Source organism: Vibrio sp. YYF0003, from assembly GCF_036350715.1.
GTDB classification, from domain to species: domain Bacteria; phylum Pseudomonadota; class Gammaproteobacteria; order Enterobacterales; family Vibrionaceae; genus Vibrio; species Vibrio natriegens.
The window spans coordinates 379,576-404,533 of record NZ_JAZDWA010000001.1 but is presented as its reverse complement, the minus strand read 5'-3'; the positions used below and the strand labels follow the sequence as shown (position 1 = coordinate 404,533).

Below are 24,958 nucleotides of genomic sequence, written 5' to 3'. Positions count from 1 at the left end.
ATACGGCAATACCGGTAAGACTGACCGCTAAACTGGAAAATCCATAGCGAATTTATTTAGGCGCAAACTCGGACGGATAGGTGGGCCGCTCATCTAATGGACGCTGACTGAGTAGACCTTGCTCAAATTCATTACAGGGCATGGGTTTGCCGTAGAGAAATCCTTGTACTACGTCGCAGCCTTCATCAATTAAAAACTGCTCCTGGCTTGTAGACTCAACACCTTCCACGACGACGTGAAGCTCAAGTTTTTTGACGATGTGGATAATGGAGCGAATAATTGCTCGGTCGTTTTCTGATTTATCCATTTGCTGTACAAAGCTCTTATCAACTTTTATGGCATCAAATGGGTACTTCTTCAGATAACTAAATGAGGCGAATCCGGTGCCAAAGTCATCAAGTGACAATGTCACGCCAAGCTGATGAAGTTTATTGAGTGTTGTCACCGCAAGTGTTTCATCGGCGATTAAGGCACTTTCAGTGACTTCCAATTCGATAAACCGAGGTGGGAGATGAAACGCTTCGAGAAGGTGCTCAACCTGGTCGGCAAAGTTGACGTTTTGTAATTGAATAGGAGAGACATTAACCGCAATTTTAAAGTTATCCGTCATCTCTGACCATTGCTTGGCTTTTGCTATCGCGGTACGAAGAACAAATAATCCGACTTCAAATATTAAGCCATTCTGCTCGGCCATTCGGATCAATGCTTCGTTGGAGACGTCACCTAATACCGGATGCCGCCAACGCAATAAGGCTTCAGCGCCAACCCATTCGTGCGTGGTAGGGTTAACCTTTGGCTGAAAGTAGAGCATGAGATCATCATTGCGTACGGCTTGTAATAAATAGCCTTCTAGCTGGCTATGGTTGTTAAGGTCGTTTGAATGACTTTCACTAAAGTATCGGTATGCTTCCCCAGATTCTTTACACAACAGCATGGCATAACAGGCGTTTTGCAGCAGTTGCTTGGCGTTGCTATTTCTTTGGGCCCTGACCACACCGATGTAGGAGTGTAAGTGAACCTCAGTCCTATTATTGTAAAAGTTGCCCACGCTTACGCTGGAAATCTCTTCAAGTAATTGATTGAGCTTGCCCTCTACATCATCCCCAGAGACTAACAGCACCAAGTCATTAGAACTCGGTCTTCCTGTAACAAAACTGGAAACACGTTCGGAAAGGCGCGAATGAAATTCTTTGAGTATTTCGTCAAAGGCTTCGAATCCATATCGTGTTTGTATACTTCTCGCGTTACTAAAGCCGATATTGATGATGACGAGAGATTGCATATCATCTTTAAGCGCTTGAAGAGATTTTTCAACTACCTGCTCTAAAGCGGACCGATTTAAGAATCCCGTGCCTTGATCGTGAGTTTTCTGATAGCTTACTTGTTTCTCTGCAGCTTTGCGCCGATCGATTTCTTTGGTTAATGAATAACTTAGTTGCGCAAGGTCTGTGGTTCTGTTTTCGACACGGTTCTGTAGTTCATGGTTCAGGCGCAATAGCTTGTGCTGCTGAAACACCACCGCAAGCTGAGCTTCGATGGAGTCTTTGAACGTGCTCATTAACTGAAGATACGTTTCACTGAACTTGTTAGCTTTAGAGTCAAGCATACAAATAGTCCCGAATACCTCGCCATTGGGCCAAAGTAACGGAAGGCCAGAATAGGATACCATTCCAAGTTTTATATCGGGGTTGCTGCACCACGCTTCGTCTTCTGGGGCGTAAGGAACTATCAGCTCCTGCTGGTTATTAATTACATACTCGCAATATAAACCGCTGCCGTGTGATTCCTTATCTCCGGGTTTGTAAGGGTTTCCTGGCGTGTTGCTTGAGGTATTTACTTCAAGGTAGTCCTGGTGGGCACGCATGATAAGTGTGGTCGGCACTTCACCTATTTGAGCAAGCAGGTTGACTATCTCTTGCCAACTTTTTTGCATGGAGTCAGGGATTTTATAATCTAATGTCTGAATTCTCCCCATATTGTCGTCCTTTACTGTAGTTTCACATCCTGTGAATTGAAGCCTATTGTGGCATTCGTTATTTATATCACTGCTTATACTCATTAAGTATAGAGGTGGGTCAGCGCGAGATATAAAAAAGTCCTGAAAATGATTCAGGACTCTTAATAGTTGCAAGTTGTCTCAGATCTGAAACACGCGAAATGACACTTAAGGTTTAAGTAACGCTAGGTCTTCGATTGAAACGTCTTGAGAGTAGTCGACATCAGCAAAGTTGAAGCCATTGAGCTTCATGAATTCATCTTTGAAACCCTGATAGTCGCCAACCTGCTTGAAGTTATCGCCGTTCATTTGCTCAACAAGCTGTTTTACCTCTTGCTGTACTTGTGGGTCTAATTCAAGGTCATCGATTCTGATCAGCCTTTCGCCATCCACGGGAACAGTTGTGTGACTGTACAGCTTGGTGGTGAACAAGCGTTGCATCTGCTCAATGCATCGCTCATGCGTGCCTTTTTCTTTCATAACACGGTAAAGTGCCAGTAAATAAGGCGATAAGGCGGGGATGAACACACTCGCTTTGGTAACGAGCGCTTTACAAACGGTCGCATAAGCGCCACCACCAAAGTTAGCCAGCTTGAGGTTTAATGCATGGCTGGTCTGGTGCAGATCGATTTTTGCACGACCTAAAGTACCGTCCAAATAAATAGGGTGAGTGAGTTCTGGTCCCATGTATGAGAATGCGATGGTTTGGCAACCTTCAGCAAGTGACTCTGCATTGATTAACGCATCAATCCAGCTTTCCCAGTCTTCGCCGCCCATCACTTTGATGGTAGCTTCTGCTTCCTCTTCGGTTGCAGGCTGCAGAGTGCTCTCTACCCACTGATCATTTTCCAGCATGATAGACGCGCCAGTGACCGGTTCACCAATCGGCTTGATGACACTGCGCCAGAACTCAGCACTGTTTGGTTTTGGACGAATACCTGTCGCCAGACTGTAAATCACTAAGTCTACTTCACCTTCGAAATAGGTCTCAATAGCCTCAATGACTTCAGTACGTACAGTGTCTGAGAACGCGTCGCCGACAATATTGATTGCAGTACGACCAGCATTATTCGCTTCTTGTTTGAAAAAGATATTGTTGTACCAGCCAGCACTACCAACGCCTTTCTCCGATGGACCATGTTCAAACGAGACGCCAATGGTATCGGCTTCTGCACCACCGAAAGTAAGCGCAATGCGAGCGGCAAGCCCAAAACCAGAAGAGGCACCAATAATCAAAACCCGTTTCGGTCCGTTTTTGATTTGCGGTGCTTGTTTTACGTAATCTATTTGCTCTTTTACTGATGCATGACATCCGTATGGATGTGCAGAACGAGCAACAACACCTTGAATTAAAGGTTCTATTCGCATGTTGTTATCTAACCTCGATGAATGAAATCGTGTTCAGAATAACCTAAAGTTAGATAACACTTATTGAGCTAGACCATTAAAACTACAAATGTTTAATCAATTCTTGAGCAACGAAATCAGCGATCCATGGCTGCGCTTCCGGCTTAGGGTGAAGGCCGTCATTCATCATCCAGTCTGGCTTCGTAACCAGATGCTCCAGAAAGAAAGGCATTAATTGCACTTGCTGATGTTCTGCTAATTTTGGATAGATATCGTAAAACATGTCACTGTAACGTTTGCCGTAATTTGGCGGCACACGAATTTGCATCATGATGACTTCCGCACCAAAATCTTTGATCATAGTAATCATTTTGGAGAGATTTGACGTAATAAGCTTAGGCGGGAAACCTCGAAGGCCATCATTTGCACCCAGTTCAATGAGAACGATGGATGGTGAATGTTGTTCAAGAAGTTGAGGAAGGCGGGCCAGACCATTGCCAGTGGTATCACCTGAGATACTGCCATTAATAACTGTTACAGTTTGGCCATGTTCTAAAAGAACGTCAGGGAGTAAGCTAGGCCAACTCTTCTCAATCGGCATATTGTAGCCAGCACTTAGGCTGTCACCTAAAACCAGCAGTTTTTCGTTAGCGAACGCCGTAACAGAAAAACAAAAAAAGAGAACTAAGGAAAGTAATCGAATCATGCAAACACCTGTACTCAAAGCACCTATTGTTCAAGCGAATTTAGTTTCTAAACAAGTCTCTACTAATAACGAACGTTTAACAATCCTTAAAGATGTAAATATTGACATCAGAAAAGGAGAAAAAATTGCAATAGTTGGCACTTCGGGGGCGGGTAAGTCGACGTTAATGACGCTTCTTGCTGGCCTTGACACGCCGACATCTGGAGAAATTACTTTACTCGGTAACGAACTATCCAAGCTCGACGATGAAGAGCGTGCGAAGATTCGCGCAGATTCATTGGGCTTTGTTTTTCAGAGTTTCTTATTAATACCGAGTCTTACGGCATTGCGTAACGTGACTCTGCCATGTCTACTGCGTGGGGACGTCGAAGATGAATTAAGAGCCTCTGAATTACTTAAAGCCGTTGGGCTAGAGAAACGGCTTGACCACCTTCCTAGTCAGCTTTCTGGTGGGGAACAGCAGCGAGTGGCCCTTGCACGTGCTTTTATGACGCAACCGGAACTTCTATTTGCGGATGAGCCAACAGGCAATTTAGATCACCAAACCGCTGATAAAGTGATTGAGTTGTTATTTGATCTCAATGAACAGCATGGCACCACGCTCATTTTGGTCACTCACGATAGTCATTTAGCTGATCGATGTGACCGTATTTATCGCATGGAGGCGGGTGAGCTTAAGGAGGCGATATAATGTCTGCATTATCTTCAAGTAACCAGAGCTCAGCAGAGCAGAGTGCCGCCCAGAAACACTCTTCAACCAAAAGCTTAATTCGTTGGAGCCTAGGGGAAATCAAACAAGGCAGCCTTTGGCCGATAAGTGTGGCGCTTGTACTCGTTATCGCCAGTATTTTTGCACTTTCTGCGTTGGCATCACGGATGGAGCAGGTGATCGTAAAACAAGGCAAAGATGCGCTGACTGCTGATGCAGTATTTGTCTCTGCCAACCCTTTAACTGAATCCATTCTGAGTGCGACTGAATCGCTCGAAACCTCCCAAATGACGCGCTTTCCAACCATGGCTTTTAGTGATAACGGCATGCAGTTGATATCCGTGCGAGCGGTCGATGAACAATATCCACTCATGGGCGACTTAGTTCTGACTAACAATCCTTCTGGGCGTGTTAAAGCAGGAGAGTTATGGCTAGACGAACGAATTTTGGCACAGTTGGATGTTAAAAAGGGTGACACTGTCACTATTGGCGATGCGGATTTTATCGTTTCAGGCGCCGTTCTGATGGAGCCAGGCTTAAGCTTTAACCCTTTTCAACAAATGCCTTCGGCGTATATACATCAAAGTGATGTTGCGAAAACAGGCGCGATACAAGTCGGCAGCCGAGTGCAATATCGTTTGTTTATCAAAGCAGACAACAACACACTTAAAAAACTACAAGATACCACTGAATTATCACCGAGTGATCGATGGCGAACTCAGGACAGTTCTAGCCGCAGTAACGAAATCTTCGAACGGACAACACAGTATTTATCACTCACGGTTGCGATTGTGATCATCATGGCTTCGACGACGTTGGTTCTGACCTGCCAGAATTATGTAAACAGTCGAACTCAGACTATCGCCATGTTAAAGAGTCTGGGAGCAAGCCGACGTTGGATTGAAAAATGGCTATTTATTCAAGTGGCGATTTTACTCATCAGTGCGAGTTTGGTTGGGTTGATATTGGGAAGTGGCCTCGAGTACCTGTTACGAATTCCATTGAAAGATTTATTACCTGATCCGCTACCTAGTTACGGTGTCACTCCATTTCTCGTTTCTTTCATCTCCGCGGTGTTGATCACCATTCCTGCACTGGGTATACCATTGTTAGGGCTGATTAAAACACCTGCATTAGAAGTGCTTCAGCAAGGCAAAGCGCAACGCTCATGGAAGCGAATGTTGCTTGTTTTAGTGCCAGTCATCCCTTTGTTAATCTTATATGCAAACAATACCTTAGTTTGGATTGTCCTGATTGGTATCGCGGCACTGTTTGTTGTTCTGGCTTTAGTGAGCGTCTCGCTGACTAAGTTATTTGCAAGCGTCTCGACACAACCAGCTATGAAACTGGCGCTTAGCCGGATCAACCGAACACCAGTCACCAGTGGATTGCAATTCGGTGCTTTGGCTCTATCGCTTATGTTGTTATCCATTATCTGGTTAGTACGCAGCGATATACTCGCAGATTGGGAAAGGACGCTACCAGCTGATGCGCCCAATGTTTTTGCTTTAAATATCGCCGAGTATGAACTCGCGAACTATCTGGAAACGCTGGATAAGAATGGCGTTACCCGGTCACAAGCTTTTCCTATCATTCGAGGACGTTTGACCGAAATTAACGGTCAAAATGTGAAAGACATCGAGTACGAAGGCGAAGAGTCTGATGCAATCCGTCGCGAGCTTAATCTAACCTGGGGAGATAGCTTACCAGAGTACAATGAAGTGCTAGCAGGAGCCTGGACGAATCAAGCGAGCGTTTCTGTCGAATTTGAAGTAGCAAACGAACTCGGCCTAAAGTTAGGTGACAAATTACGTTTTGTTATCAACAGCCAAAACTTTGATGTCACAGTCGATACGATTCGACACGTTGAATGGAGAGATATGAAGCCAAACTTCTATTTTATCTTCTCTGAAGACGTTATGGAGAGTTTGCCAGGTTCATATCTCATAAGTTATCGAATCACAGAGGATAACCAAGCGTTGTTGACCACGATGTCGCGAGCGCATCCGACGGTATCTGTTTTAGATATCCGCACTATGGGTGAAAAAATTCAAGCATTGATTCAACAAATCGTATCTGCAATTACGATTCTTGCCTTGTTGGGAGTGGTTGCAGGGTTGCTACTTATCTTCACGTTATTACGTTTAAGCCTATCACAGCGTCAGCAGGAAATTCGCTTGTATCGGACGTTAGGATCCAGCAAAAAACGTATCAGCACCACATTGTGGGCAGAGTATGGAATCATGGCGTTAATTGCTAGCTGTGTGGCTGTATTTGCAGCGGAACTTTGTGTTGCTGCCGTAATGACGTATGGACTTGAACTTAATGCCCAGATACACCCAGAACTGTGGATAGCTTTACCGCTTGCAACCTTTGTAACGTTGGCATTGGTTGTCATGAGTTTACTAAAAAGATTGTTAACACCAATAAACACTTAATTAGTAAAGCTCTCAAACAGTGATAACTCATCCATGACACTTTTATTGTAGTTATCCACAAAAACAGTGGATAACTTTTGGGATAACTGAAGAGTGCAAAAAGTAGGGTATTTCGACAGGCTTTATGCCGTGGGTGTTGTGGTAAATATCTTATTCACACCTGCCTAAAAATTGCTTTTACATAGAACGCAGTCAAGCACTTTTTCGCACTTTTTTTTGTTTTTAAAAACACGTTTTGAGGTCTATGCAAACCCATGAACTTTTTGTGATTTTAATCATGCTCAAAGACGAGTAGAATTAACCACAAGTAAAGAATTTCCCTTATAAAATATTCAGTGAAGCAATGAAGTCTGAGTTTCCAAGTTATAAAGAAAAACACATCGTTGTTGTTGGTGGCGGAGTAGCCGGATCTACAGCAGCCATTCATTTTGCAGAGCTAGGGTTTAAAGTATCCGTTATTGAAAAGGGTGTGTCCTTAGTGAATGGACCCCCAATCTGTCATCTGCACGCTGGCGGTAACTTATATCGAGAGATCTCTGAGCAACAATGTTTAGACTTGCTCTCTCAATCGATTGATACCATTAGGCTGTACCCACTGTCACTGAATATCCGCCCAACTATTATTGCAGTTCCGCATTCTGATGGTGGTGATCCTTCCACTCTTATCCCACGCCTTGAGGTAATTAAAAGCGCGTACCAAACGTTGGTGGATAAGGATGAACGTAACCGAGTACTTGGCGAACCTAGTGAATATTACAAACTGTACTCGAAAGAAGACTTAATCGAACTTTCGAAACGCACTCAACCCGCCGAGCCGGTCAGTTTTGATGACTGGACCATACCGTTTGCTCAACACGCTGATTTAGACTCGTTGAAATACCCCGTGGTATCCGTCCAAGAGTATGGTTGGAGCGTGTTCAGACTGGCTGCAATTGCATCTCTTACCTTAGAGCAGTTACCTAATGCAGATGTACTCACGCAAGCTGAACTTAAACGAGCGGAGTGGACGGGCGATCACTGGCAATTGAACTATCAGCACAATGGGTCGGACTGTGAGTTAAATTGTGACTATCTGGTGAACGCCTGTGGTTTCGAAACTGGCTCTGTTGATAATGCTGTTGGCGCCAAACGTGACCGATTGGTTGAGTTTAAAGCCGCTTACATCACCCAATGGCAAGCGTGTGATCAGCAATGGCCAGAGGTCATTTTTCATGGCCCTCGCGGTACTGATAAAGGAATGGCACAGCTAACGCCATATGGAGATGGTATTTTCCAACTGCACGGTATGACAAAAGGCATCACGCTGTTTGATGATGGGTTGGTTGCAAGCACAAGCACCTCAGCTCAACCAGAGCTACCTAATCTTCTGTTGTCAAAAATTCGTCTGGGTTGGAAAGAAGAAGCGCTAGAGGCGAGAACAAACAATGCCATCCAGCACATGGCTCAGTTTATCCCTGCATATCACACCGCAGTGAAAGGTGGTAAAGCACTATTCGGTGCCCAGCAGATCCCGGGTAGTGATCCTGTATTAAGAGCTGCGGATGTTACTTTTGAACAAAACAACTATGCGCGAGTGGAAATAGTAAAAGCGTCTTCTACTTTGTTGGCCGCACAAAAGATACTGCATCATTGGTTTGATATCGAACCGCAACAAGATGTCGAGTTACAACACCCAGTTGCCATTCATTGGAGTGAGCAAGATGTCGAGAAATATGCAATACAACTGACTCAAGAACGCGATTATCCAAAGTCGCTCGCTGAACGTTACGGCATGTAATCCTGTTCTTTGCATTAATTGGGCTCAGTAGCCAAAAAACTGAGCCCATTGACACCACAAGTCTTGCAACCTCAATCTATCACCTTTTACAAACGTTACCTTTTGACCGGGCTTTGCTTGCGCCAGTCTTGGTAAATCTATTCTTGCTACACATCCAAGCTTCGGGTAACCACCTATGGTTTGATGGTCGTTGAACAGTACAATCGGATTGCCATCATTGGGCACCTGTATTGCGCCAAGAGCGATACCTTCAGACAGTATTCCATCGTACGGCGGTGTAATTGTGTCGCCTTGTAGCCGGTATCCCATGCGATTGGAATCCGGTGAGATGGTAAACTCACTTGAGTAAAGGGCATCTAACGCTTCGACATCAAAGTCATCATACTGGTAGCTTTCTATCACTCTTAACTTAACGGGTAGGTTGTAGTCGGGCTTAAAGCGAAAGGTCATTTGTCTCGGTTTATGCTGGGGTAATCGGTGAGGGGTAAACGGCAATATATCAACAGTTTGCAGCGCACTACCTTTAGCGTCCAGGCCACCAAGTAACTCTCTACAAACCGTTGATGAGCTTCCAAGATGTTCTGCAATATCGAATCCGCCTTTCACCGCCAAATAAGCTCGCAATCCATTTTTAGGCATGCCAAAGTGAAGTTTCTGGCCTGTTTTTAGTATGAAGTCAGACCAATTCGCAATTGGTACTCCGTCAACTTTTGCGTTTAAATCACCACCACAGATAGCGAGATGGCAATTATGTAACGCAACAAACGTCGCGTTTCCTAATGTAATTTCGACGGTAGAACAATTTACTGGGTTGCCGAGCAGGTAGTTTGCCCAACTATACGCGTAATCATCGACAGGGCCACCTTGGGTAATACCAATATGCGCTAAACCAAAACGACCAAAGTCTTGAATCAATGAAAGTGGTCCTGGTTTTTCTACTCGCAATCCCGCGTCACTCATAAAACTCCTCCTAAGTCGATAAATTCCTGTTTAGTAATTGCAGAAAACGTCACCCTGTCACCTACATCAAACGGAATGAAGGGAGGAGTATCAGAAAATAAAGCGAGCGGACTTCGGCCAATAATATTCCACCCGCCCGGACTATCCGATGGATAGACCGCCGTTTTACTGTCAGCAATGCCTACGCTACCGGCAGGAACACGGGTTCTAGGGGTGGTGAGTCTTGGCATAACCAGCTTGTCACAAACATCGGATAGAAAGGCAAAACCTGGCGCAAACCCTATAGCAGAGACGCTATAGACCGTTTGAGTATGCAGGTCTATTACGTCTTGCAAGGATAAACCACAATTGTTAAATCGTTCTAAATCTAATGCGGTTTCTTCTGAGTAATAAACAGGAATCGAAATATTGTTAGGCTGTCGGCGGTCATACAACTCAGGTTCGAACTGGCGGAGAATATGGTTTACTTTATCAATCAGACTGCTTTCATCGATTCTAAAGGGCAGGTAGTCAATTAAGACGGTTCTATAAGAAGGAATAACATTCATGGTAACACTGGCCAGATGTTCCCTTATTTGGCGAGCTACTTCTCCGATGTGCTCCTCATGAATGCACTCCTCAAATCTTACTAGGATACTGGATTCCGAGACAGCTGAAATATTAAACGTTTCCTGTTGCATTAATTCCCTCCAGAATACAGGCTCTGACGAATTTTTTTAATCAAAGCAATGGACTCTTCGTTATCTCCGTGAACACAAATTGTATCGGCTTCGAGAAGAATATAATTACCCGATGCGGTTTTTACACGGCCTGATTCCGCTAACATGCGTACTTGTTCGAGAATGGCATGTTCAGTTTTTAAGACTGCATTTGGCTGCGTTCTTGGCGTAAGCATGCCATTGTCTTGGTAAAGTCTGTCTGCAAATGCTTCGAACAGCAATGGCACATCAAAGTCATCTGCAATTTCTAAGTATTTTTCGTTCTCTTGCGATGCAAGAATCATCAACGGCACTTTGAATAAAGCAGCAGCCTTAACAACAGCTCGAAAAACAGCATCGTTTTTCATCATGTCGTTATACAGCGCACCGTGGGGCTTGATATAGCCAATATCAGTATACTGAGCGCGGCAAAGTGCTTGTAACGCACCAACCTGATAAACAACCATGTTCGTGATCTCATCACCCGTCATACTCAATGAACGACGCCCAAAACCCTGTATATCGGGATAGCCCGGATGAGCACCAATTTCGACATCATTCATATTGGCAAGAGTGATGGTTTCATGCATCACGTTTGGATCGGATGCGTGAAACCCACAGGCGATATTGGCCATATCAACATGAGGCATTACGTCTTCATCGGCCCCCATTTTCCAAGAGCCGTAGCTTTCGCCCATATCGCAATTTAGTGTGAGTTGTTGTTTATTCAGTGTCATACGTTCAATTTTACTCAAGCAATCAACTGACGATGCAGGAAGATACGCCTGGTTTCAGTGATTAAGTTCATTATTTAAACAGTTAAACGAGGTAAGTCTCGTTACAGTATTAACTTTAGATTATTTGAATTGATTCGAATATTTAGGTAATTCATTCTATTTCAATTCATTTTTTATGCCGTTGTCGATGATTTTATTCACCACCGTGTTACGCTTTGCGCCCTAAATAAGGAATGGGTTGCATATTCATCTTCGGTTGTTTGATTGTTATCTGACTACGGGGCATTAAATGTCATTACGAATAAAACTTATTTGGCCAACTTTAGTTTCTATCGCTGCCATCTTCGTCATCAGTAAAGTTTACATCTATCATGCCGTGCATCTGTCGTCAAAGGTCAAACTTGCTGAAGACACGCGGCTTTTAATTAACATCGCCTCACATTCAATTAAAGATGCGCTTAGTGTAAACGACAAGCAAAAGGTTGAATCAATTCTTTCTGAGCTACTGCAGCAATCCGCCATTGCAGCCGTTCAATTAAAAGACAGCGACAAGCGGACAATCACTTTTTTAAGTAAAGATGGAGTAACCCTTACTCAACTGAATGAAATGAAAAGCTCAGGAAGCAATGCGGAATCCGAATACGAGTATATAGAAGTTGCCATTACCCATTACGGCTCTATTGTGGCATTGATAGAAGTAAAGTTAACTAACCCGAGCGTTCTGATGTTGGTAACAGATGGCATAATAGGAACCCTTATCTTGCTGCTGGTTGACGTACTTTTACGAGCCCTTACAGATCGTTCAGCTTTTAAACCATTACTGGATCTTAAACTTGCGGTAGACGATTTCGGCTCTGGCCATCAGTTTAAGGTAGAAAGAGGGCATGATTTACGCGATGAAATAGACGAGTTACTTTGCTCATTTGAAAGTATGGTAACGAAACATCGACAACGTGATAAACAGCGCCAACATAACCTAGAATCCCTGAAACAAGAGAACTGCTTTCTTCAAGATGTTATTGAATCATTACAGTACGCCCTGATTACGGTAGACCGTAAAGGAATGATCATTCACTGTAATTCAGCGACTTATCAAATTTTTAATCGCAATAACCATCACTTATTGCAAACGCATGTTCGCGATCTCATTAAAACAAAAACAGGCCGTGAGCTCGCCCAATTTCTAGAAAAATCCTCGCAATGCAATGAGATGACACTAACGGATGTGGATAGTAGCCGTCAATTTAATGTATCAAGCCGATACCTTTCAGACCAAAGTTGTATGTTGTTCGAGGTTCGGGACGTTACAGAGTTAGAGGCTTCACTGAGTCGAGAACACATTGCTGGGCGAGTGTTTGAAAGTAGTCAGGATGGCCTAATCGTTCTCGATCATAAAGGGGTGATAACAATGATTAACCCTGCGGCTTCAAAGTTGATGGGGGTAGCGAACGACCAGTTAGTTGGAAAGCCGTTAATTAATAATATTCGCCATTTAAAACTGAGGAGAATGGTTCCACATATTGTCCAGTCCCTTACAAATTATGGTATTTGGCAGGGGGAAATCTTAGAGGAGAATCGCCTAGGCAAGCTTATTCCGATGTTTGCGAAAGTAAACTGTATTGTAAAATGCGAAAGAAACAGCCTTTACGATTCAGTGATTGTACTTACCGACCTTTCTGATGCAAAAGAGATGGAACGCTTAGAATACCTGGCGCATCATGACCCGCTGACCGGATTAGCGAATCGTGCTAAATTCAACGCAGAGTTAGAAGATCTGGTACAAAGATCAGCCTACGTCCGAGACGAATTTGCGGTACTTTATTTAGACTTGGATGGATTCAAAGCAATCAATGACACCTACGGGCATGACGCTGGCGATGAAGTGCTGAGAATCGTGAGCAAACGACTTGTATCCGCAACAAGACACGGTGATTTGATCGCCAGGCTGTCTGGTGATGAGTTTGCAATGCTGGTCAACCCAGCTAATCAGACTATCGTCACACGCATTGCGGAACAGTTACTGACCGCAATATGTAATCCGATTCAATATGGTCAAAATGATCTACAAGTAGGCGTAAGCATTGGAGTGAAGCTGGTGAGTATCAATGAGCGAGATGCCGCCCGCGTTTTGAAAAGTGCGGATACTGCGATGTACCAAGCTAAAAAATCCGGAAAAGGGCGAGCAATATTAATGGGATATGAGTTGTAAGAGACAGTTTTAATTAAAGCGTTAAAGCTTTAGACTATCCTTATTCGCGTCAGAAGGAACATAAAATGAAAGTACTTGTTACAGGCGGTATGGGCTATATCGGAAGCCACACTTGTATTCAAATGATTGAAGCTGGTATGACACCAGTGATTTTAGACAACTTATATAATAGTAATCCTGCCGTATTACACCGCATTGAAAAAGTTTGCGGAGTAAGTCCGAAGTTCATTAAGGCTGATATTCGCGATAAAGCAGCGCTAGTTGATGCGCTGCAAAGCAATGATATTGAAGCGGTTATTCATTTCGCTGGTTTAAAAGCCGTTGGTGAATCCGTAGCGAAACCACTAGAGTATTATGATAATAACGTAAACGGTACTTTGGTATTGGTTGATGCAATGCGTGAAGCTGGTGTTAAGTCATTAGTATTTAGTTCTTCAGCAACGGTTTATGGTGATCCAGCTTCTGTGCCAATTACAGAGGATTTTCCAACAAGTGCTACCAATCCATATGGTCGCAGTAAATTGATGGTCGAAGAGTGTCTTACAGACTTTCAAAAAGCGAACCCAGATTGGAGTATCACTCTGTTACGTTATTTCAACCCAGTTGGCTCTCATCCAACAGGTGAGCTTGGTGAAGACCCTCAGGGGATTCCAAACAACCTGATGCCATTTATCTCACAAGTTGCCGTTGGTCGTCGTGAGTTCCTGTCGGTATTTGGAAACGACTACCCAACTCCAGATGGTACAGGAGTTCGTGACTATATCCATGTTATGGATCTTTCTGACGGTCACGTAGCAGCATTAGAGAAAGTAGGTAACAAATCAGGACTGCATATTTATAACTTAGGTACAGGCAAAGGTTATAGCGTCCTTGAAATGGTTGAGGCTTTCCAAGCAGCGAGTGGCAAAGAAGTGCCTTACAAGCTGGTTGAGCGTCGCCCAGGCGATATCGCGGAATGTTGGGCGGATCCGTGTAAAGCGGCTACTGAATTAGGCTGGAAAGCAACCCGTACGCTTGAAGAAATGACGAGTGATACTTGGAGATGGCAATCTCAAAATCCGCAAGGTTATCCTGAGCTGAACTAATGCATTTAACAAGTTTATAACCTAAAAGGCGCAGTTTTGCGCCTTTTTTGATCTAAATCGTAAAAATCGTAAATTTGAGGTTAAAAGCTAGCAACGAATCCTAGACGTGCTAAACTATGCCCGACTTCAAGTTTTGGTCTTTTCTTTCTCATAATCACTGGGGTAGTTCATGGAACTCGGTCTAATCATCGCTTTCATCGTAGCAGCAGCTGTAATGGTGAAAAAAGAGATGGCACAGCAGTAAATTTTCATTTTCCATACTTTTCTTTACCTTTTAGAAATGAAAATTTGATAAAAAGCCAGCATTTAGCTGGCTTTGTTGTATCTAAGGATTAAGTCATCATTTTTAATTAAGTTTCCTTCTGATTCTACTCATCTAACCGTATCTTTAATTCCAAACCGCCTAGATTCGACCCAACTCAGACATGGCTAACCAGCAACTGACGATCGTATAATCAGGAAAACGTTGCAAAATAGGCATTTCTCGTCATTACTAATCAATGTGTTATATTGTTGTTTCTTGATTTATTAACTGTCTGATAAGTCACCACTCGTGTGGTATACATCAGGTAAAGGAAGTTAATGTGCACAGTCCGATCACTTTAGAAGCGCTCCATATTTTGGATGCAATAGACCGAAGAGGCAGTTTTGCTGCAGCCGCCAATGAATTAGACAGAGCTCCTTCGTCACTTAGCTACCAAATTCAAAAACTTGAGCAAGACTTAGATATCATTATTTTCGATCGCTCAGGGCATAAAGCTCATTTTACCGAAGCTGGTAAACTCATCCTTGAACGCGGGCGAGATATATTGAAGGCCAGTGAAAAGCTGGTAAACGACGCTACGGTATTGGCAAATGGGTGGGAATTAGATATCACCGTTGCATTCGATGGCATTATTCCTGTTTGTAACTTTTTTCCTATGGTGGATGCGCTATCTGAAGTCAGTTCTACCCGAGTCAGATTGCAAGAAGAGATTTTGGCAGGTGGTTGGGAATCGCTCAACACAGGCCGTTCTGATCTATTGATTTGTCCATCCCTGGACACGCTTCCTCAAGAAGTGAAGTCAGAAAAAATAGGTAAGATGACCATGCTTTGGGTTGCTGCTGCAAACCACTATGTGCATAAACGCAGCGGTGATTTTGATGAAGCGGCAAGAGAAAAGTATCGTATTATTGCGATCGCAGACACGGCTCGAGAGCAACCAGCGCTTTCAATGAATATTATTCAAAAGCAACCAAGGTTAACGGTCACCAATTTTACAGCGAAGGTTGATGCACTCAGAGCGGGGCTAGGTATCGGAACACTGCCAAGCCAAATAGCTCAGCCGCTGATTGAAAGTGGAGAGCTCAAGTTGATCGAAGGTACGGAGCCAATACCTATGGACGTCATTCTCGCGTGGCGTCGAAACACAATGGGAGAGGCTAAATCCTGGTGTATTCAATATTTGAAAAAAAATTGGGCGTTAAAGTGACCTTGTCACAAAAGTATTGGGTTTTTCAGCACTAAGTTTTGTTTCCAGACAAGACAAAGCCCAGCTTGAACGATTCTATCCATGTAGAAAACGTCGAAAGCTGGGCCTTCATTCTAGTTTAACGCTAAGACCATATCTGCAATACCATCTTCAAACTGAACATCAATATCAAACCCGAGGCTTTGTGCTAACATCAGCATTCCACGATTAGTCGGCATTGTCATTCCTGATATTTGCTTAGTGCCTTTAACTTGGCAATAGCTAATGATTTTTTTCATCAATACCTTGCCGAGGCCTTTTCCTTTTAGATCAGAGCGAATGAGAATAGCAAACTCAGCGTCGCTATTATCGGGCGTGATCAGAGCGCGGGCTACGCCAATAATTGATGGGCCGCTCTTATCAAATGCGACGGCGACAAATGCCATTTCTCTGTCGTAATCGATTTGAGTAAAGTTAGCCAAAGCCTCGTGGTTGAATTCACCAACTTCGGAGAAAAATCGCTTGTAAAGATCTTCTCTGGATACGTTATTGATGAATTGAGCATGTAGAGGCTCATCTTCAGGCAAGATAGGGCGAAGTAAGACTGGTTGACCGTCGCGCAGAGTGACCGTTTCAACAAACTCTGCCGGGAAAGGGCGGATAGCAAGACGCGTTTGAGCATCGCCTTCATATTTTGTTAACGTCAAATCCGCATCAATGATCGTCAAATCGTTCCCAGACACGAGTACTGGATGGATATCCAGTCTGTGTATTTCTGGTAACTCAACCGCCATCTGCGAAATACGAACCAAGAATTTCGACAGTTCGGTAATATCGAAAGCATCTTTATGCTTTTGCAAGCGGATCTTGCCTGATTTCAAAGCAACCACGACTAAATAACGCGCCAGAGTCATGTTTAATGGCGGTAACGCGGCCACGGCATCTTGAGCAATATTCCATTCAGAACCACCTTGACCAAGCAATATCACCGGCCCAAATACTTTGTCTACAGCAATACTGATTCGTATTTCTTCAGCACTGCCAAGTTTAGCCATACCTTGTACCAAAAGGCCGTGGACGTTAGCAGATGGATAGCTAAGTTTTACAGCATCTAGAATCGAATTTGATGCACTCGAGACTTCATTACTGTTTCTCAGGTTGAGGGCAACACCATGAACGTCTGACTTGTGTGGAATATCAGGAGAGCGCAGTTTTACCGCTACCGGATAGCCGATATTTTCCGCCATATGTACCGCTTCTATTGCATCGGACGCGATCCACGTTGGCAGCACATTGAAACCAAACAGTTTAAAAAGTGGGCTAGTCTGGTGTGTATCTAGTGACACTGTGTTTTTATCCAGTAGTCGTTCATTTACCCATTCCATAGCAGAATTGATGCTTCCCGAGTGCAACGGTTCTGCCGTTGTTGGTGTTTCCATCAGTTGCTTTTGGTTTCTGCGGTATTCCACAAGGTGCATGTAGGCAACAACTGCACTTTCTGGTGTTCGATAAGTCGGTATTCCCGCTTGAGTGAAAGCAAGACGAGCCTCACGAGATGTTTGTTCTCCCGACCAGTTAGTCAGGATGTTAAAGTGCTTATGCCTCGGATGGGACTTAATCGCTTCAATCACATCGTACGCCGTATCTAGTGGATCAGAAACAGCAGAAGGGCTGTGCATAATCAAAATTGCATCCGCACAATCGTTGTTCATTAAAGCATTTATGGTGTCGACGTAGCGCTTTTTGGTCGCATCACCAGAGAGGTCGATGGGGTTCACTTCTCGCCAGTTTGGCGGCAGAACGGCTCTCAATTGCTCGGTCGAAGCTTCATCAAGCGTCGCTAAATTACCGCCACGTTCGAAAAGCGTATCCACGGCCATCACTGCAGGCCCACCGCCGTTGGTAATGACCGCTAGTCGTTCTCCACGCAGGGGGACTGAGTGGGTTAGAGTTTCTACCGCTGCAAATAACTCATGAGTATTACTAACCCTCAACATACCTGTTCTGCGGATCGCAGAATCATAAATAATGTCTAAGGTATCGCCGTCTTGCTGCTCAAGCGTATTCATCTCTTTCGACCGTCCTGCTTTTAAAACAAGAATACGTCGATTTCGGGACGCCGCTCTGGCCGCTGATAAAAAGCGGCGAGCATCACTGATCGAGTCAACGTAGAGCAAGATGGCCTCGGTATGTCCGTCCATACTCAAATGATCAAGTAAATCGGCAAAATCGATATCCTGACCTCGTCCAATCGAAATAAATGACGAAAAGCCGATATTTTTGTCGTTCGCCCAATCCAGAACAGTTGTACAAACGGCGGCTGATTGAGAAATAAAAGCAATTTTCCCTGGTTTGGCAGCAACCGGAGAAAACGTACAATTGAAGTTGTGCCAAGGGAGAATAATGCCAAGGCTGTTGGAACCCAAGACCCGAATATTAAGCGAAGACACATCGACGATTTGAGTGTCATCAGAGATTACGATAGCGAACTGAGTTCCACGCTCGTCTAATTCCTTGAGAAGCTTTTCATTACGTGAAGCGTTAGTACAAAGAATCGCGATATCTGGAGTCAAGGGCAGGGAAGCGATGTCAGGATAAGCGATAACGCCTAATACACTTTTATGTTTTGGCGTTACTGGCATAATCGCGCCACCAAAACCACTTTGAAGAAGATTGCGCATGACCACGTGACCCGCGCGTAACTCTCTCGGTGATGCGCCAACTACCGCAACTGAATCAGGTTTAAAAAGCTTATGTAGTTTATTCATGCAGATTCCTTGCCTTTAACACGATATTGTTGAGAGCTTTACTGGATGGATATCAATAATCATAAACGAATACTTCTTAGAGAAAACATGCCAGAGATAAACAACGGAGAAAAACTGTACGAAGCTTGTAGAGTTTGTGTCACTCATCACATCAAAAAGGCAGTTTATTGTATTTGATGCTTGATAATCGAGCCTCCTATCGGCATGATTTATCGTAATATTTGTTCAGAGCGTTTGTTATTCATGAAAAAGACCGCAATCATCGGCTTAACCCTTCTTCTTTCCGCTTGTGCATCTGAAACCTACACTACGGATGTTACCTCAGAGAGTTTTCGCGAGGACTATTCTTCAGATGTCATATCAAAACCAATTATGGCGTCTGAAAATGCCGTCGTTGAGAAAGATGTAGCACCAACAGTGGTGAAAATGACACCTAAACCTGAAGAAAAGAAAGTCATAAAACTGACTCCTAACGATCAGGTAAAACCGGTTAAGATCATGCCACCAAGCAAGGATCAATCAGCAGTTCAACGTTTCGGATACACCATTCAAGTTGTCGCTGTTGGTAGTGAAGATAAAGTGACTCAGTTCACCAACAAACTACCGCAAAGTGAGCAGCCGATTTGGGCTAACTACAAAGTAGTCAATGGCACCAAATGGTACTCCATTTTATACGGAGATTATGCGACAAGTGCGGAAGCACAAAAGGCGATCGCAACGCTTCCAGTTCAATTGCGTCAGTTAAAGCCTTTTGTCAAAAGCATTGATGCGATTAAAAATTCGGCATATCCGACGCTTAATAAACTAAACTGATCAAACTAAGTAGGGGGCATATCGCTCCCTTTTTAATTTGTTCAAATCGTACCCGAACGATACGCCTCACAGTAAAATAACTGTACGTCACTTCTCAAAGGGTTATCATAACAATAAGTATCTTTTGTAGGTCACGGAAAGATTGATTCATGATTAAAAATATTCTTCTATTATGCGGTGGTGGCTCTTCAGAGCACGAGATATCATTGCTGTCTGCTAACTTTGTCGAACAACAACTGAATCTCATTGAGAACATCAAGGTAACGCGTGTAGAGATCAAAAACGAAGGTTGGATGACCGATCAAGGCGAATTGGTTTACTTGGACCTCAATACCAAATGCTTATGTTCTAACGACTCAAATCAGACAATTGACTTCATCGTACCTTGTATTCATGGTTTCCCTGGTGAAACGGGCGATATTCAATCTCTATTTGAAATCGCTGGCATTCCTTATCTGGGTTGCGGACCAGAAGCAAGCAGCAACAGTTTCAACAAAATCACATCGAAACTTTGGTACGACGCACTGGGTATACCGAACACACCATACTTGTTCCTGACTAAAAATAATGAGCAAGCTCATATTCAAGCTCAGCAAGCGTTTGATAAGTGGGGCAAAGTATTCGTTAAAGCAGCAAGACAAGGATCTTCAGTTGGTTGTTACAGCGTAACGGAAAGAGAAATGCTTTCTGACGCGGTTAATGCTGCTTTTGGTTACTCTGATCAAGTTTTAGTAGAAAAGTCAGTTAAGCCTAGAGAATTAGAAGTTGCCGCGTATGAAATGAATGGCGAACTCTATGTGACGAAACCTGGTGAAGTTATCGCGCCTGATGGTACATTTTATTCGTACGATGAAAAATACAGCAGTGCCAGCCACTCATTGACGGAAGTTGAAGCAAAAAGCCTTACACCAGAACAGATAGAGACGATCAAGCAAGAGTCAGAGACCGTATTTAAACAGATGAACCTACGTCATTTGTCTCGTATTGATTTCTTCCTTACTGAAGATGGAGAGATTTACCTGAATGAAGTGAATACGTTCCCGGGTATGACACCAATCTCGATGTTCCCGAAAATGCTTCAAAACAATGGCCACAAATTCCACGAGTTTCTTCAAGACTGCATCAATAGTGCAAAGTAAATAACGTTATTTAACAATAGATTGTGTTAGAAGTGCTTGTGCTGAGCATCTCACTGTATGGATGCTCATTAAATTCTCTTAGACGACTGAAATTGATACAAAAATGGGGCATTTATGGCAGTTGCGACATATAGAGGCTTTAATTTAAAATCCAGTTTGGATGGCAGCCTTTGGAAGGTAAAGATCAAAAGCCACGTCTTGCAAGGTAATCTGACCTCAGTTAAAAAAAGTATTGACTGGTGGTGCGATACTGCTTCAATCATCGATCCAAAAGAATTTGCTTCTCTTGCACAGTCCAGGCAAAGCACCGCAGGAACACAATCAGTTGCTTTTAACGGCTATACTTTAAAAAATGATTCGGGTGAGCCGAATGAATGGTATTGCATGTTTAATGGTAAACTAATCAAAGGCGGTAAGTTGGCCATTCAACGTCATATCGAAGCTTATTTAGCTGCTAAGAAAAAAGCATTGCAGACCCAACAACACAAGAAATAACAGTATGTCCCTAGTATATTCAACGGAAACCGGCCGAATCAAACCGGAAGAAGAGAAAATTGCTCGCCCTAAAGGCGATGGTATCGTGCGTATTCAACGCCAAACAAAAGGCCGTAAAGGTAAAGGTGTTTGTATCGTTACAGGCTTAGACCTTGATGACGCACCACTAAAATTACTTGCAGCAGAACTCAAGAAAGTCTGTGGCTGTGGTGGTTCAGTTAAAGATGGCAACATAGAAATTCAAGGTGATGCGCGAGACAAAATCAAAGCACACCTGGAAAAGAAAGGCATGACCGTTAAACTAGCTGGCGGTTAAGAATCCAGATTGAATTAGAGCGTCTCGAGAGACGCTTTTTTTACATCTGTTTTTCGAAGTTTAGTCATCTGCATTCTTGTTAACTGCTAATTGAAGATTGAGCAATCGCAGATTGATATATCGATATTAGCTATTTTATGGTAAATAGCCTTTATGTTTAATCAGAGCTCTAAAACCTTACAAGTACCTGTGACCACAAATTTAAAATCTGAGAGGGATAGGAGACTTTAAATGATAAGATTTCAAGTAGCACTGCATTTAATTTAACATAACACATATAATGCGCACTGAATTGAGGATCTCACCGGACTCGAAATCACCACCGCCAAACCAGCCGCAGCCATTGATATCCCTGACAATCCAAGCCCGTTATACTTTTTTGCAATGCTTTCCCACATGCTTTTTATAGCTGGATTTTCGTTGCGATCAGCGTGACAACCTAACAAAGCAAGTTCAGGGTCGATACCTGCACCATGTGCAAGAAAAATTGCTTCTTCATCAGACACATAGCGAATGCCTTTTCTTATTTTGCTTATCTTGTTCGGCTGCAAATTCAAATCGTGTGCAATTTGCTTATCTTGTACGTAGTTCTGAGCCTTTTTGTAGGCATTTAATAGTTCATTGGCGTACATGAGCACCTCCTTTTTTTTCCATTCTAGCTCTAAAAGTTCGATTTTTCGCATCTTGTGGATTCGATTTATCGCAATTATAGTTCCGATAAATCGAATTTAGACCGTCTCAGCTTGGGGCGTTTGCCCTTGACGCGTACGTCTTGGCTTTGGCGGTCACTCTTTAGGTTCAACTAAGTCAAGGTGGTTGTTATGAAATACATTCTTCAAGTCGCATCAGGTGTTTTTCCTCGTTTCCTGTCTCACTTCGAGATGACTGATATGGGTCTTACTCCGGTTATTACTGCTCTAAAGCAAGATGCTATTCCTATGTCTCAGAAAGAGGCTCAGTCTCAACTTTTAAAGCTTCAGGCCAAATGGCACAACGCTCAAATTGTGGAGGCGTAATCATGACACGTTCAAAGTTCGTTCTTTGCCAAGACTGTCTCAAAGTCTCAATCTATTCAGATGCTCGTCATAACGAAGACGAACTGTGTTCCTGTGGCGGCCAGTTCTGCGGCTGCTCATCTTGTGACTCCCAAGCGCAACAAATCGTAGATAACGACAAAAATCATGTGCTTCATGGGTTGTCTGATGCTGCGCTTTTTGAGTTGAGCGAGGCATAAGTCATGCGTGAACTGGTTGTCGACTTAGCCTCAGGTAAACAAGAATACATCGAGTTTGTTCAGGTTCATTCGTGGAATTCTACCGAGCATATCGAAGACAACCTGTTCAATCATCGTTTTGATTACGCCGACCACACGCGCCCAGATTACCCAATGGCGGCGCGCGCGATGACTACGCTGGACGCGCAAATCTACTCGCATGATAAGTCAGAATTTATTACGCGCCCTACTTCTAATCCTTGTTTTGACTTACCTAAAACGTTACATCGTAACGGAGCGTTTGCGCCCCATATGACAAGGGCTTACACCGATATCTTAAAGGCTCGCGATGCGATTCAGGCTGCGAGCGCAGTGACTGAGGCGCATGAGCGTTTGACGACTCACGGTTACAGCTATGCAATGTCGGACGATGAGATTACTGACTTAGCAAAACGTAAGTCTCGCGATTTTGCTCGTGTTATTAACGCAATTCCCGAGGAATTCTCACAAGTGCGTTTTGATAAAGTGGTTCAGCTACTCGACTCATTAGGCTTGGCCTTTTCTGAAGACGCAATCAACCATGCCACAACCAACTGTGAACTCTTTGCACTGGTGAATCGTGCGCTGGATGAGCATTGGCTCGTTCGCCAGCTTCGCCGTAAGTGTGCTTACGAGGTTGAATGTGTTGCCCGTGATTTGGCACTCGTTCAACGCCGTAAGCAAGTTTATTGCTCTGATTTCTCGCTACACCGTCAACGTGACCGTAATAGCTCTAACCGTATCGCGTTAGACAATACCGTTGCTTACGACGAAAACGATCTTTCTAACTACTTCACGTTAAGTGAGCTATCGGCCAAGTCGGTTTCTAATCCCGAGGTTCGCCGTTCTGAGATGTTCGTGCGTCTGCGCGGCTTTGAGGAAATCGCACAAGAATCGAATCATGATGCGGTGTTCTTTACCGTGACGGCTCCGTCTCGTTTCCACTGCGTATCGAACGGAAGGACTAACGATAACTGGCTTAACGCAGACAAGCCCGACGCTAAACAGGCTCACGGCCACCTTATGTCGGTCTGGTCAAAGCTGCGTAAGTTCCTCGATAAGAACAAAATCAAAGTGTACGGGATGCGTATCGTTGAGCCACATCAGGACGGCACACCGCATCACCACTTGCTGCTGTTTATGGAAAAGGCGCACCGAAAACTGGTGATTAACGAGTTTCGTCGCTTGGCCATGGTCGATTCACCAGACGAAAAAGGCGCGAAGAAATTCCGCTTTAAGGCTGAGGTGATTGACTGGTCTCAGGGTTCGGCGGTTGGCTACGTAGCGAAATACCTAAGCAAAAATATTGATGGTCAGCATATCGACTCAGATAAGGGCTCGTCTCTTACGGGTTCGGATGCGGCTGAGCGCGTTGTCACTTGGGCTCGCGTTAACCAGATACGCCAATTCCAATTCATTGGTGGCCCATCTGTCACGGTCTGGCGCGAGATGCGTCGTCTACGTGAAGAATTCAAAGAGGATGACGCCTTGTTCACCGACCTAAATCAAGACGAACACTTTCTGTTAGAGAGCGTTCGCCGCGCTGCCGATGAGGGTGACTGGAAAGCCTTCTGTTACGCCATGGGCGGCGTGTTTGTAAAAAGGAATGACCAAACCGTTAAAGCGGAATACACCGTGTCGAATGCGATTGAAAAGCTGATTGCGTCCGGTGGTGAATACTCTCCTACCCGCTACGGCGATATGGCTCAGGCTCGCTTAAATGGCCTGATGTTTCAGAAGGTGTTTATCGCCACTCGTTTCCGTAACTGGAAGACCCAGAACAAAGAGAAATTCTTAAGTGCTCAACAAGGGATCATGTCTAACGTGGTCGATTACTTTGACGCATTAGAGCGCGAACAAGAGTACCAGCGCATGTGTGATGACTTATACAGCCAGTATGAGCAACACCTAGCGATGTATGAAGAAATGGAAGCGTTGCTGCTCACAGCACCAGAGGAAATCATGCCAACCAATAAGGAGGGCGAAGCCCCTCCAGATTGGTGGCACTGATTTCCCTTGGACTTGTGTCAATAACTGTCTTTTCCCATTTAAACCAACAACT

21 protein-coding genes are annotated in these 24,958 nt (G+C 44.0%); 13 read left to right on the top strand and 8 right to left on the bottom strand.

Annotated features, from left to right (window positions below):
* Positions 1-52: 52 nt before the first annotated feature.
* The 3 genes from V1U08_RS01840 to V1U08_RS01830 form a co-directional block, all read right to left on the bottom strand.
* Complete coding sequence (locus V1U08_RS01840; RefSeq protein ID WP_330469754.1) at positions 53-1,975, bottom strand: bifunctional diguanylate cyclase/phosphodiesterase; 1,923 nt, start codon at positions 1,973-1,975, stop codon at positions 53-55.
* A gap of 189 nt (positions 1,976-2,164) precedes the next feature.
* A complete protein-coding gene (gene fabV, locus V1U08_RS01835) occupies positions 2,165-3,364 on the bottom strand; it encodes an enoyl-ACP reductase FabV (RefSeq protein WP_330469753.1) in 1,200 nt (399 codons plus the stop codon).
* 82 nt (positions 3,365-3,446) lie between these two features.
* Positions 3,447-4,049, bottom strand: a complete 603-nt coding sequence (locus tag V1U08_RS01830) for an arylesterase (RefSeq protein WP_014234243.1) — start codon at positions 4,047-4,049, stop codon at positions 3,447-3,449.
* Between V1U08_RS01830 and V1U08_RS01825 the strand changes: the two genes are divergently transcribed.
* The 3 genes from V1U08_RS01825 to V1U08_RS01815 all read left to right on the top strand — a co-directional run bounded on the left by V1U08_RS01825 (position 4,048) and on the right by V1U08_RS01815 (position 8,973).
* Positions 4,048-4,740 (top strand): ABC transporter ATP-binding protein, encoded by a 693-nt coding sequence (locus V1U08_RS01825; RefSeq protein ID WP_020334894.1) that lies wholly within the window; start codon positions 4,048-4,050, stop codon positions 4,738-4,740. The genes V1U08_RS01830 and V1U08_RS01825 overlap by 2 nt on opposite strands.
* Entirely contained in the window at positions 4,740-7,196 is a 2,457-nt protein-coding gene (locus V1U08_RS01820; RefSeq protein ID WP_330469752.1) for an ABC transporter permease, read from the top strand. Before V1U08_RS01825 ends, V1U08_RS01820 begins: the two co-directional genes overlap by 1 nt.
* A gap of 343 nt (positions 7,197-7,539) precedes the next feature.
* Positions 7,540-8,973: an FAD-dependent oxidoreductase gene (locus tag V1U08_RS01815; RefSeq protein ID WP_330469751.1), complete on the top strand. Its 1,434-nt coding sequence runs from the start codon at positions 7,540-7,542 to the stop codon at positions 8,971-8,973.
* A gap of 24 nt (positions 8,974-8,997) precedes the next feature.
* Here V1U08_RS01815 and V1U08_RS01810 read toward each other — a convergent pair whose 3' ends face one another.
* The 3 genes from V1U08_RS01810 to V1U08_RS01800 are packed head-to-tail and all read right to left on the bottom strand — an operon-like array spanning position 8,998 to position 11,368.
* Positions 8,998-9,933: a biotin-dependent carboxyltransferase family protein gene (locus V1U08_RS01810; RefSeq protein ID WP_330469750.1), complete on the bottom strand. Its 936-nt coding sequence runs from the start codon at positions 9,931-9,933 to the stop codon at positions 8,998-9,000.
* Positions 9,930-10,613: a 5-oxoprolinase subunit B family protein gene (locus V1U08_RS01805; RefSeq protein ID WP_330469749.1), complete on the bottom strand. Its 684-nt coding sequence runs from the start codon at positions 10,611-10,613 to the stop codon at positions 9,930-9,932. Before V1U08_RS01805 ends, V1U08_RS01810 begins: the two co-directional genes overlap by 4 nt.
* Positions 10,613-11,368: a 5-oxoprolinase subunit PxpA gene (locus tag V1U08_RS01800; protein ID WP_065301167.1), complete on the bottom strand. Its 756-nt coding sequence runs from the start codon at positions 11,366-11,368 to the stop codon at positions 10,613-10,615. Before V1U08_RS01800 ends, V1U08_RS01805 begins: the two co-directional genes overlap by 1 nt.
* Positions 11,369-11,657: 289 nt before the next feature.
* On the opposite strand from V1U08_RS01800, the gene V1U08_RS01795 reads away from it, so the two are divergent.
* The 3 genes from V1U08_RS01795 (at position 11,658) to V1U08_RS01785 (ending at position 16,134) form a co-directional block, all read left to right on the top strand.
* Entirely contained in the window at positions 11,658-13,577 is a 1,920-nt protein-coding gene (locus V1U08_RS01795) for a diguanylate cyclase domain-containing protein (RefSeq protein WP_330469748.1), read from the top strand.
* A 65-nt stretch (positions 13,578-13,642) separates the two neighbouring features.
* The gene (galE, locus tag V1U08_RS01790; protein ID WP_118120058.1) at positions 13,643-14,662 is read left to right on the top strand and encodes a UDP-glucose 4-epimerase GalE; all 1,020 of its coding nucleotides are present in this window, start codon (positions 13,643-13,645) and stop codon (positions 14,660-14,662) included.
* A gap of 584 nt (positions 14,663-15,246) precedes the next feature.
* Entirely contained in the window at positions 15,247-16,134 is an 888-nt protein-coding gene (locus V1U08_RS01785; protein ID WP_020334885.1) for a LysR family transcriptional regulator, read from the top strand.
* A 113-nt stretch (positions 16,135-16,247) separates the two neighbouring features.
* Here the strand turns inward: V1U08_RS01785 and V1U08_RS01780 are convergent, their stop codons facing one another.
* On the bottom strand, positions 16,248-18,881 hold the full coding sequence (locus tag V1U08_RS01780) for a bifunctional acetate--CoA ligase family protein/GNAT family N-acetyltransferase (RefSeq protein WP_014234234.1): 2,634 nt from the start codon (positions 18,879-18,881) through the stop codon (positions 16,248-16,250).
* Positions 18,882-19,124: 243 nt separating this feature from the next.
* Here V1U08_RS01780 and V1U08_RS01775 point away from each other — a divergent pair, with 243 nt between their 5' ends.
* The 4 genes from V1U08_RS01775 to yciH all read left to right on the top strand — a co-directional run bounded on the left by V1U08_RS01775 (position 19,125) and on the right by yciH (position 21,644).
* Positions 19,125-19,694, top strand: a complete 570-nt coding sequence (locus V1U08_RS01775) for an SPOR domain-containing protein (RefSeq protein ID WP_330469747.1) — start codon at positions 19,125-19,127, stop codon at positions 19,692-19,694.
* Positions 19,695-19,843: 149 nt separating this feature from the next.
* A complete protein-coding gene (locus tag V1U08_RS01770; RefSeq protein WP_330469746.1) occupies positions 19,844-20,833 on the top strand; it encodes a D-alanine--D-alanine ligase in 990 nt (329 codons plus the stop codon).
* Positions 20,834-20,947: 114 nt separating this feature from the next.
* The gene (locus V1U08_RS01765; RefSeq protein WP_330469745.1) at positions 20,948-21,328 is read left to right on the top strand and encodes a DUF3319 domain-containing protein; all 381 of its coding nucleotides are present in this window, start codon (positions 20,948-20,950) and stop codon (positions 21,326-21,328) included.
* 4 nt (positions 21,329-21,332) lie between these two features.
* Complete coding sequence (yciH, locus tag V1U08_RS01760; RefSeq protein ID WP_014234230.1) at positions 21,333-21,644, top strand: stress response translation initiation inhibitor YciH; 312 nt, start codon at positions 21,333-21,335, stop codon at positions 21,642-21,644.
* Between the two features lie 263 nt (positions 21,645-21,907).
* Here the strand turns inward: yciH and V1U08_RS01755 are convergent, their stop codons facing one another.
* Entirely contained in the window at positions 21,908-22,276 is a 369-nt protein-coding gene (locus V1U08_RS01755) for a DUF3693 domain-containing protein (protein WP_065304024.1), read from the bottom strand.
* 189 nt (positions 22,277-22,465) lie between these two features.
* Between V1U08_RS01755 and V1U08_RS01750 the strand changes: the two genes are divergently transcribed.
* The 3 genes from V1U08_RS01750 to V1U08_RS01740 are packed head-to-tail and all read left to right on the top strand — an operon-like array spanning position 22,466 to position 24,906.
* Positions 22,466-22,660: a hypothetical protein gene (locus tag V1U08_RS01750; protein ID WP_330469744.1), complete on the top strand. Its 195-nt coding sequence runs from the start codon at positions 22,466-22,468 to the stop codon at positions 22,658-22,660.
* A gap of 2 nt (positions 22,661-22,662) precedes the next feature.
* A complete protein-coding gene (locus tag V1U08_RS01745) occupies positions 22,663-22,878 on the top strand; it encodes a hypothetical protein (RefSeq protein WP_330469743.1) in 216 nt (71 codons plus the stop codon).
* 3 nt (positions 22,879-22,881) lie between these two features.
* On the top strand, positions 22,882-24,906 hold the full coding sequence (locus tag V1U08_RS01740) for a replication endonuclease (RefSeq protein ID WP_330469742.1): 2,025 nt from the start codon (positions 22,882-22,884) through the stop codon (positions 24,904-24,906).
* Positions 24,907-24,958 lie beyond the last annotated feature (52 nt).

Coding starts and splice junctions, on each gene's coding strand:
- V1U08_RS01840 (WP_330469754.1), bottom strand. CDS start 1,975: ATGGGGAGAATTCAGACATTAGATTATAAAATCCCTGACTCCATGCAA.
- fabV (WP_330469753.1), bottom strand. CDS start 3,364: ATGCGAATAGAACCTTTAATTCAAGGTGTTGTTGCTCGTTCTGCACAT.
- V1U08_RS01825 (WP_020334894.1), top strand. CDS start 4,048: ATGCAAACACCTGTACTCAAAGCACCTATTGTTCAAGCGAATTTAGTT.
- V1U08_RS01830 (WP_014234243.1), bottom strand. CDS start 4,049: ATGATTCGATTACTTTCCTTAGTTCTCTTTTTTTGTTTTTCTGTTACG.
- V1U08_RS01820 (WP_330469752.1), top strand. CDS start 4,740: ATGTCTGCATTATCTTCAAGTAACCAGAGCTCAGCAGAGCAGAGTGCC.
- V1U08_RS01815 (WP_330469751.1), top strand. CDS start 7,540: ATGAAGTCTGAGTTTCCAAGTTATAAAGAAAAACACATCGTTGTTGTT.
- V1U08_RS01810 (WP_330469750.1), bottom strand. CDS start 9,933: ATGAGTGACGCGGGATTGCGAGTAGAAAAACCAGGACCACTTTCATTG.
- V1U08_RS01805 (WP_330469749.1), bottom strand. CDS start 10,613: ATGCAACAGGAAACGTTTAATATTTCAGCTGTCTCGGAATCCAGTATC.
- V1U08_RS01800 (WP_065301167.1), bottom strand. CDS start 11,368: ATGACACTGAATAAACAACAACTCACACTAAATTGCGATATGGGCGAA.
- V1U08_RS01795 (WP_330469748.1), top strand. CDS start 11,658: ATGTCATTACGAATAAAACTTATTTGGCCAACTTTAGTTTCTATCGCT.
- galE (WP_118120058.1), top strand. CDS start 13,643: ATGAAAGTACTTGTTACAGGCGGTATGGGCTATATCGGAAGCCACACT.
- V1U08_RS01780 (WP_014234234.1), bottom strand. CDS start 18,881: ATGAATAAACTACATAAGCTTTTTAAACCTGATTCAGTTGCGGTAGTT.
- V1U08_RS01775 (WP_330469747.1), top strand. CDS start 19,125: ATGAAAAAGACCGCAATCATCGGCTTAACCCTTCTTCTTTCCGCTTGT.
- V1U08_RS01770 (WP_330469746.1), top strand. CDS start 19,844: ATGATTAAAAATATTCTTCTATTATGCGGTGGTGGCTCTTCAGAGCAC.
- V1U08_RS01765 (WP_330469745.1), top strand. CDS start 20,948: ATGGCAGTTGCGACATATAGAGGCTTTAATTTAAAATCCAGTTTGGAT.
- yciH (WP_014234230.1), top strand. CDS start 21,333: ATGTCCCTAGTATATTCAACGGAAACCGGCCGAATCAAACCGGAAGAA.
- V1U08_RS01755 (WP_065304024.1), bottom strand. CDS start 22,276: ATGTACGCCAATGAACTATTAAATGCCTACAAAAAGGCTCAGAACTAC.
- V1U08_RS01750 (WP_330469744.1), top strand. CDS start 22,466: ATGAAATACATTCTTCAAGTCGCATCAGGTGTTTTTCCTCGTTTCCTG.
- V1U08_RS01745 (WP_330469743.1), top strand. CDS start 22,663: ATGACACGTTCAAAGTTCGTTCTTTGCCAAGACTGTCTCAAAGTCTCA.
- V1U08_RS01740 (WP_330469742.1), top strand. CDS start 22,882: ATGCGTGAACTGGTTGTCGACTTAGCCTCAGGTAAACAAGAATACATC.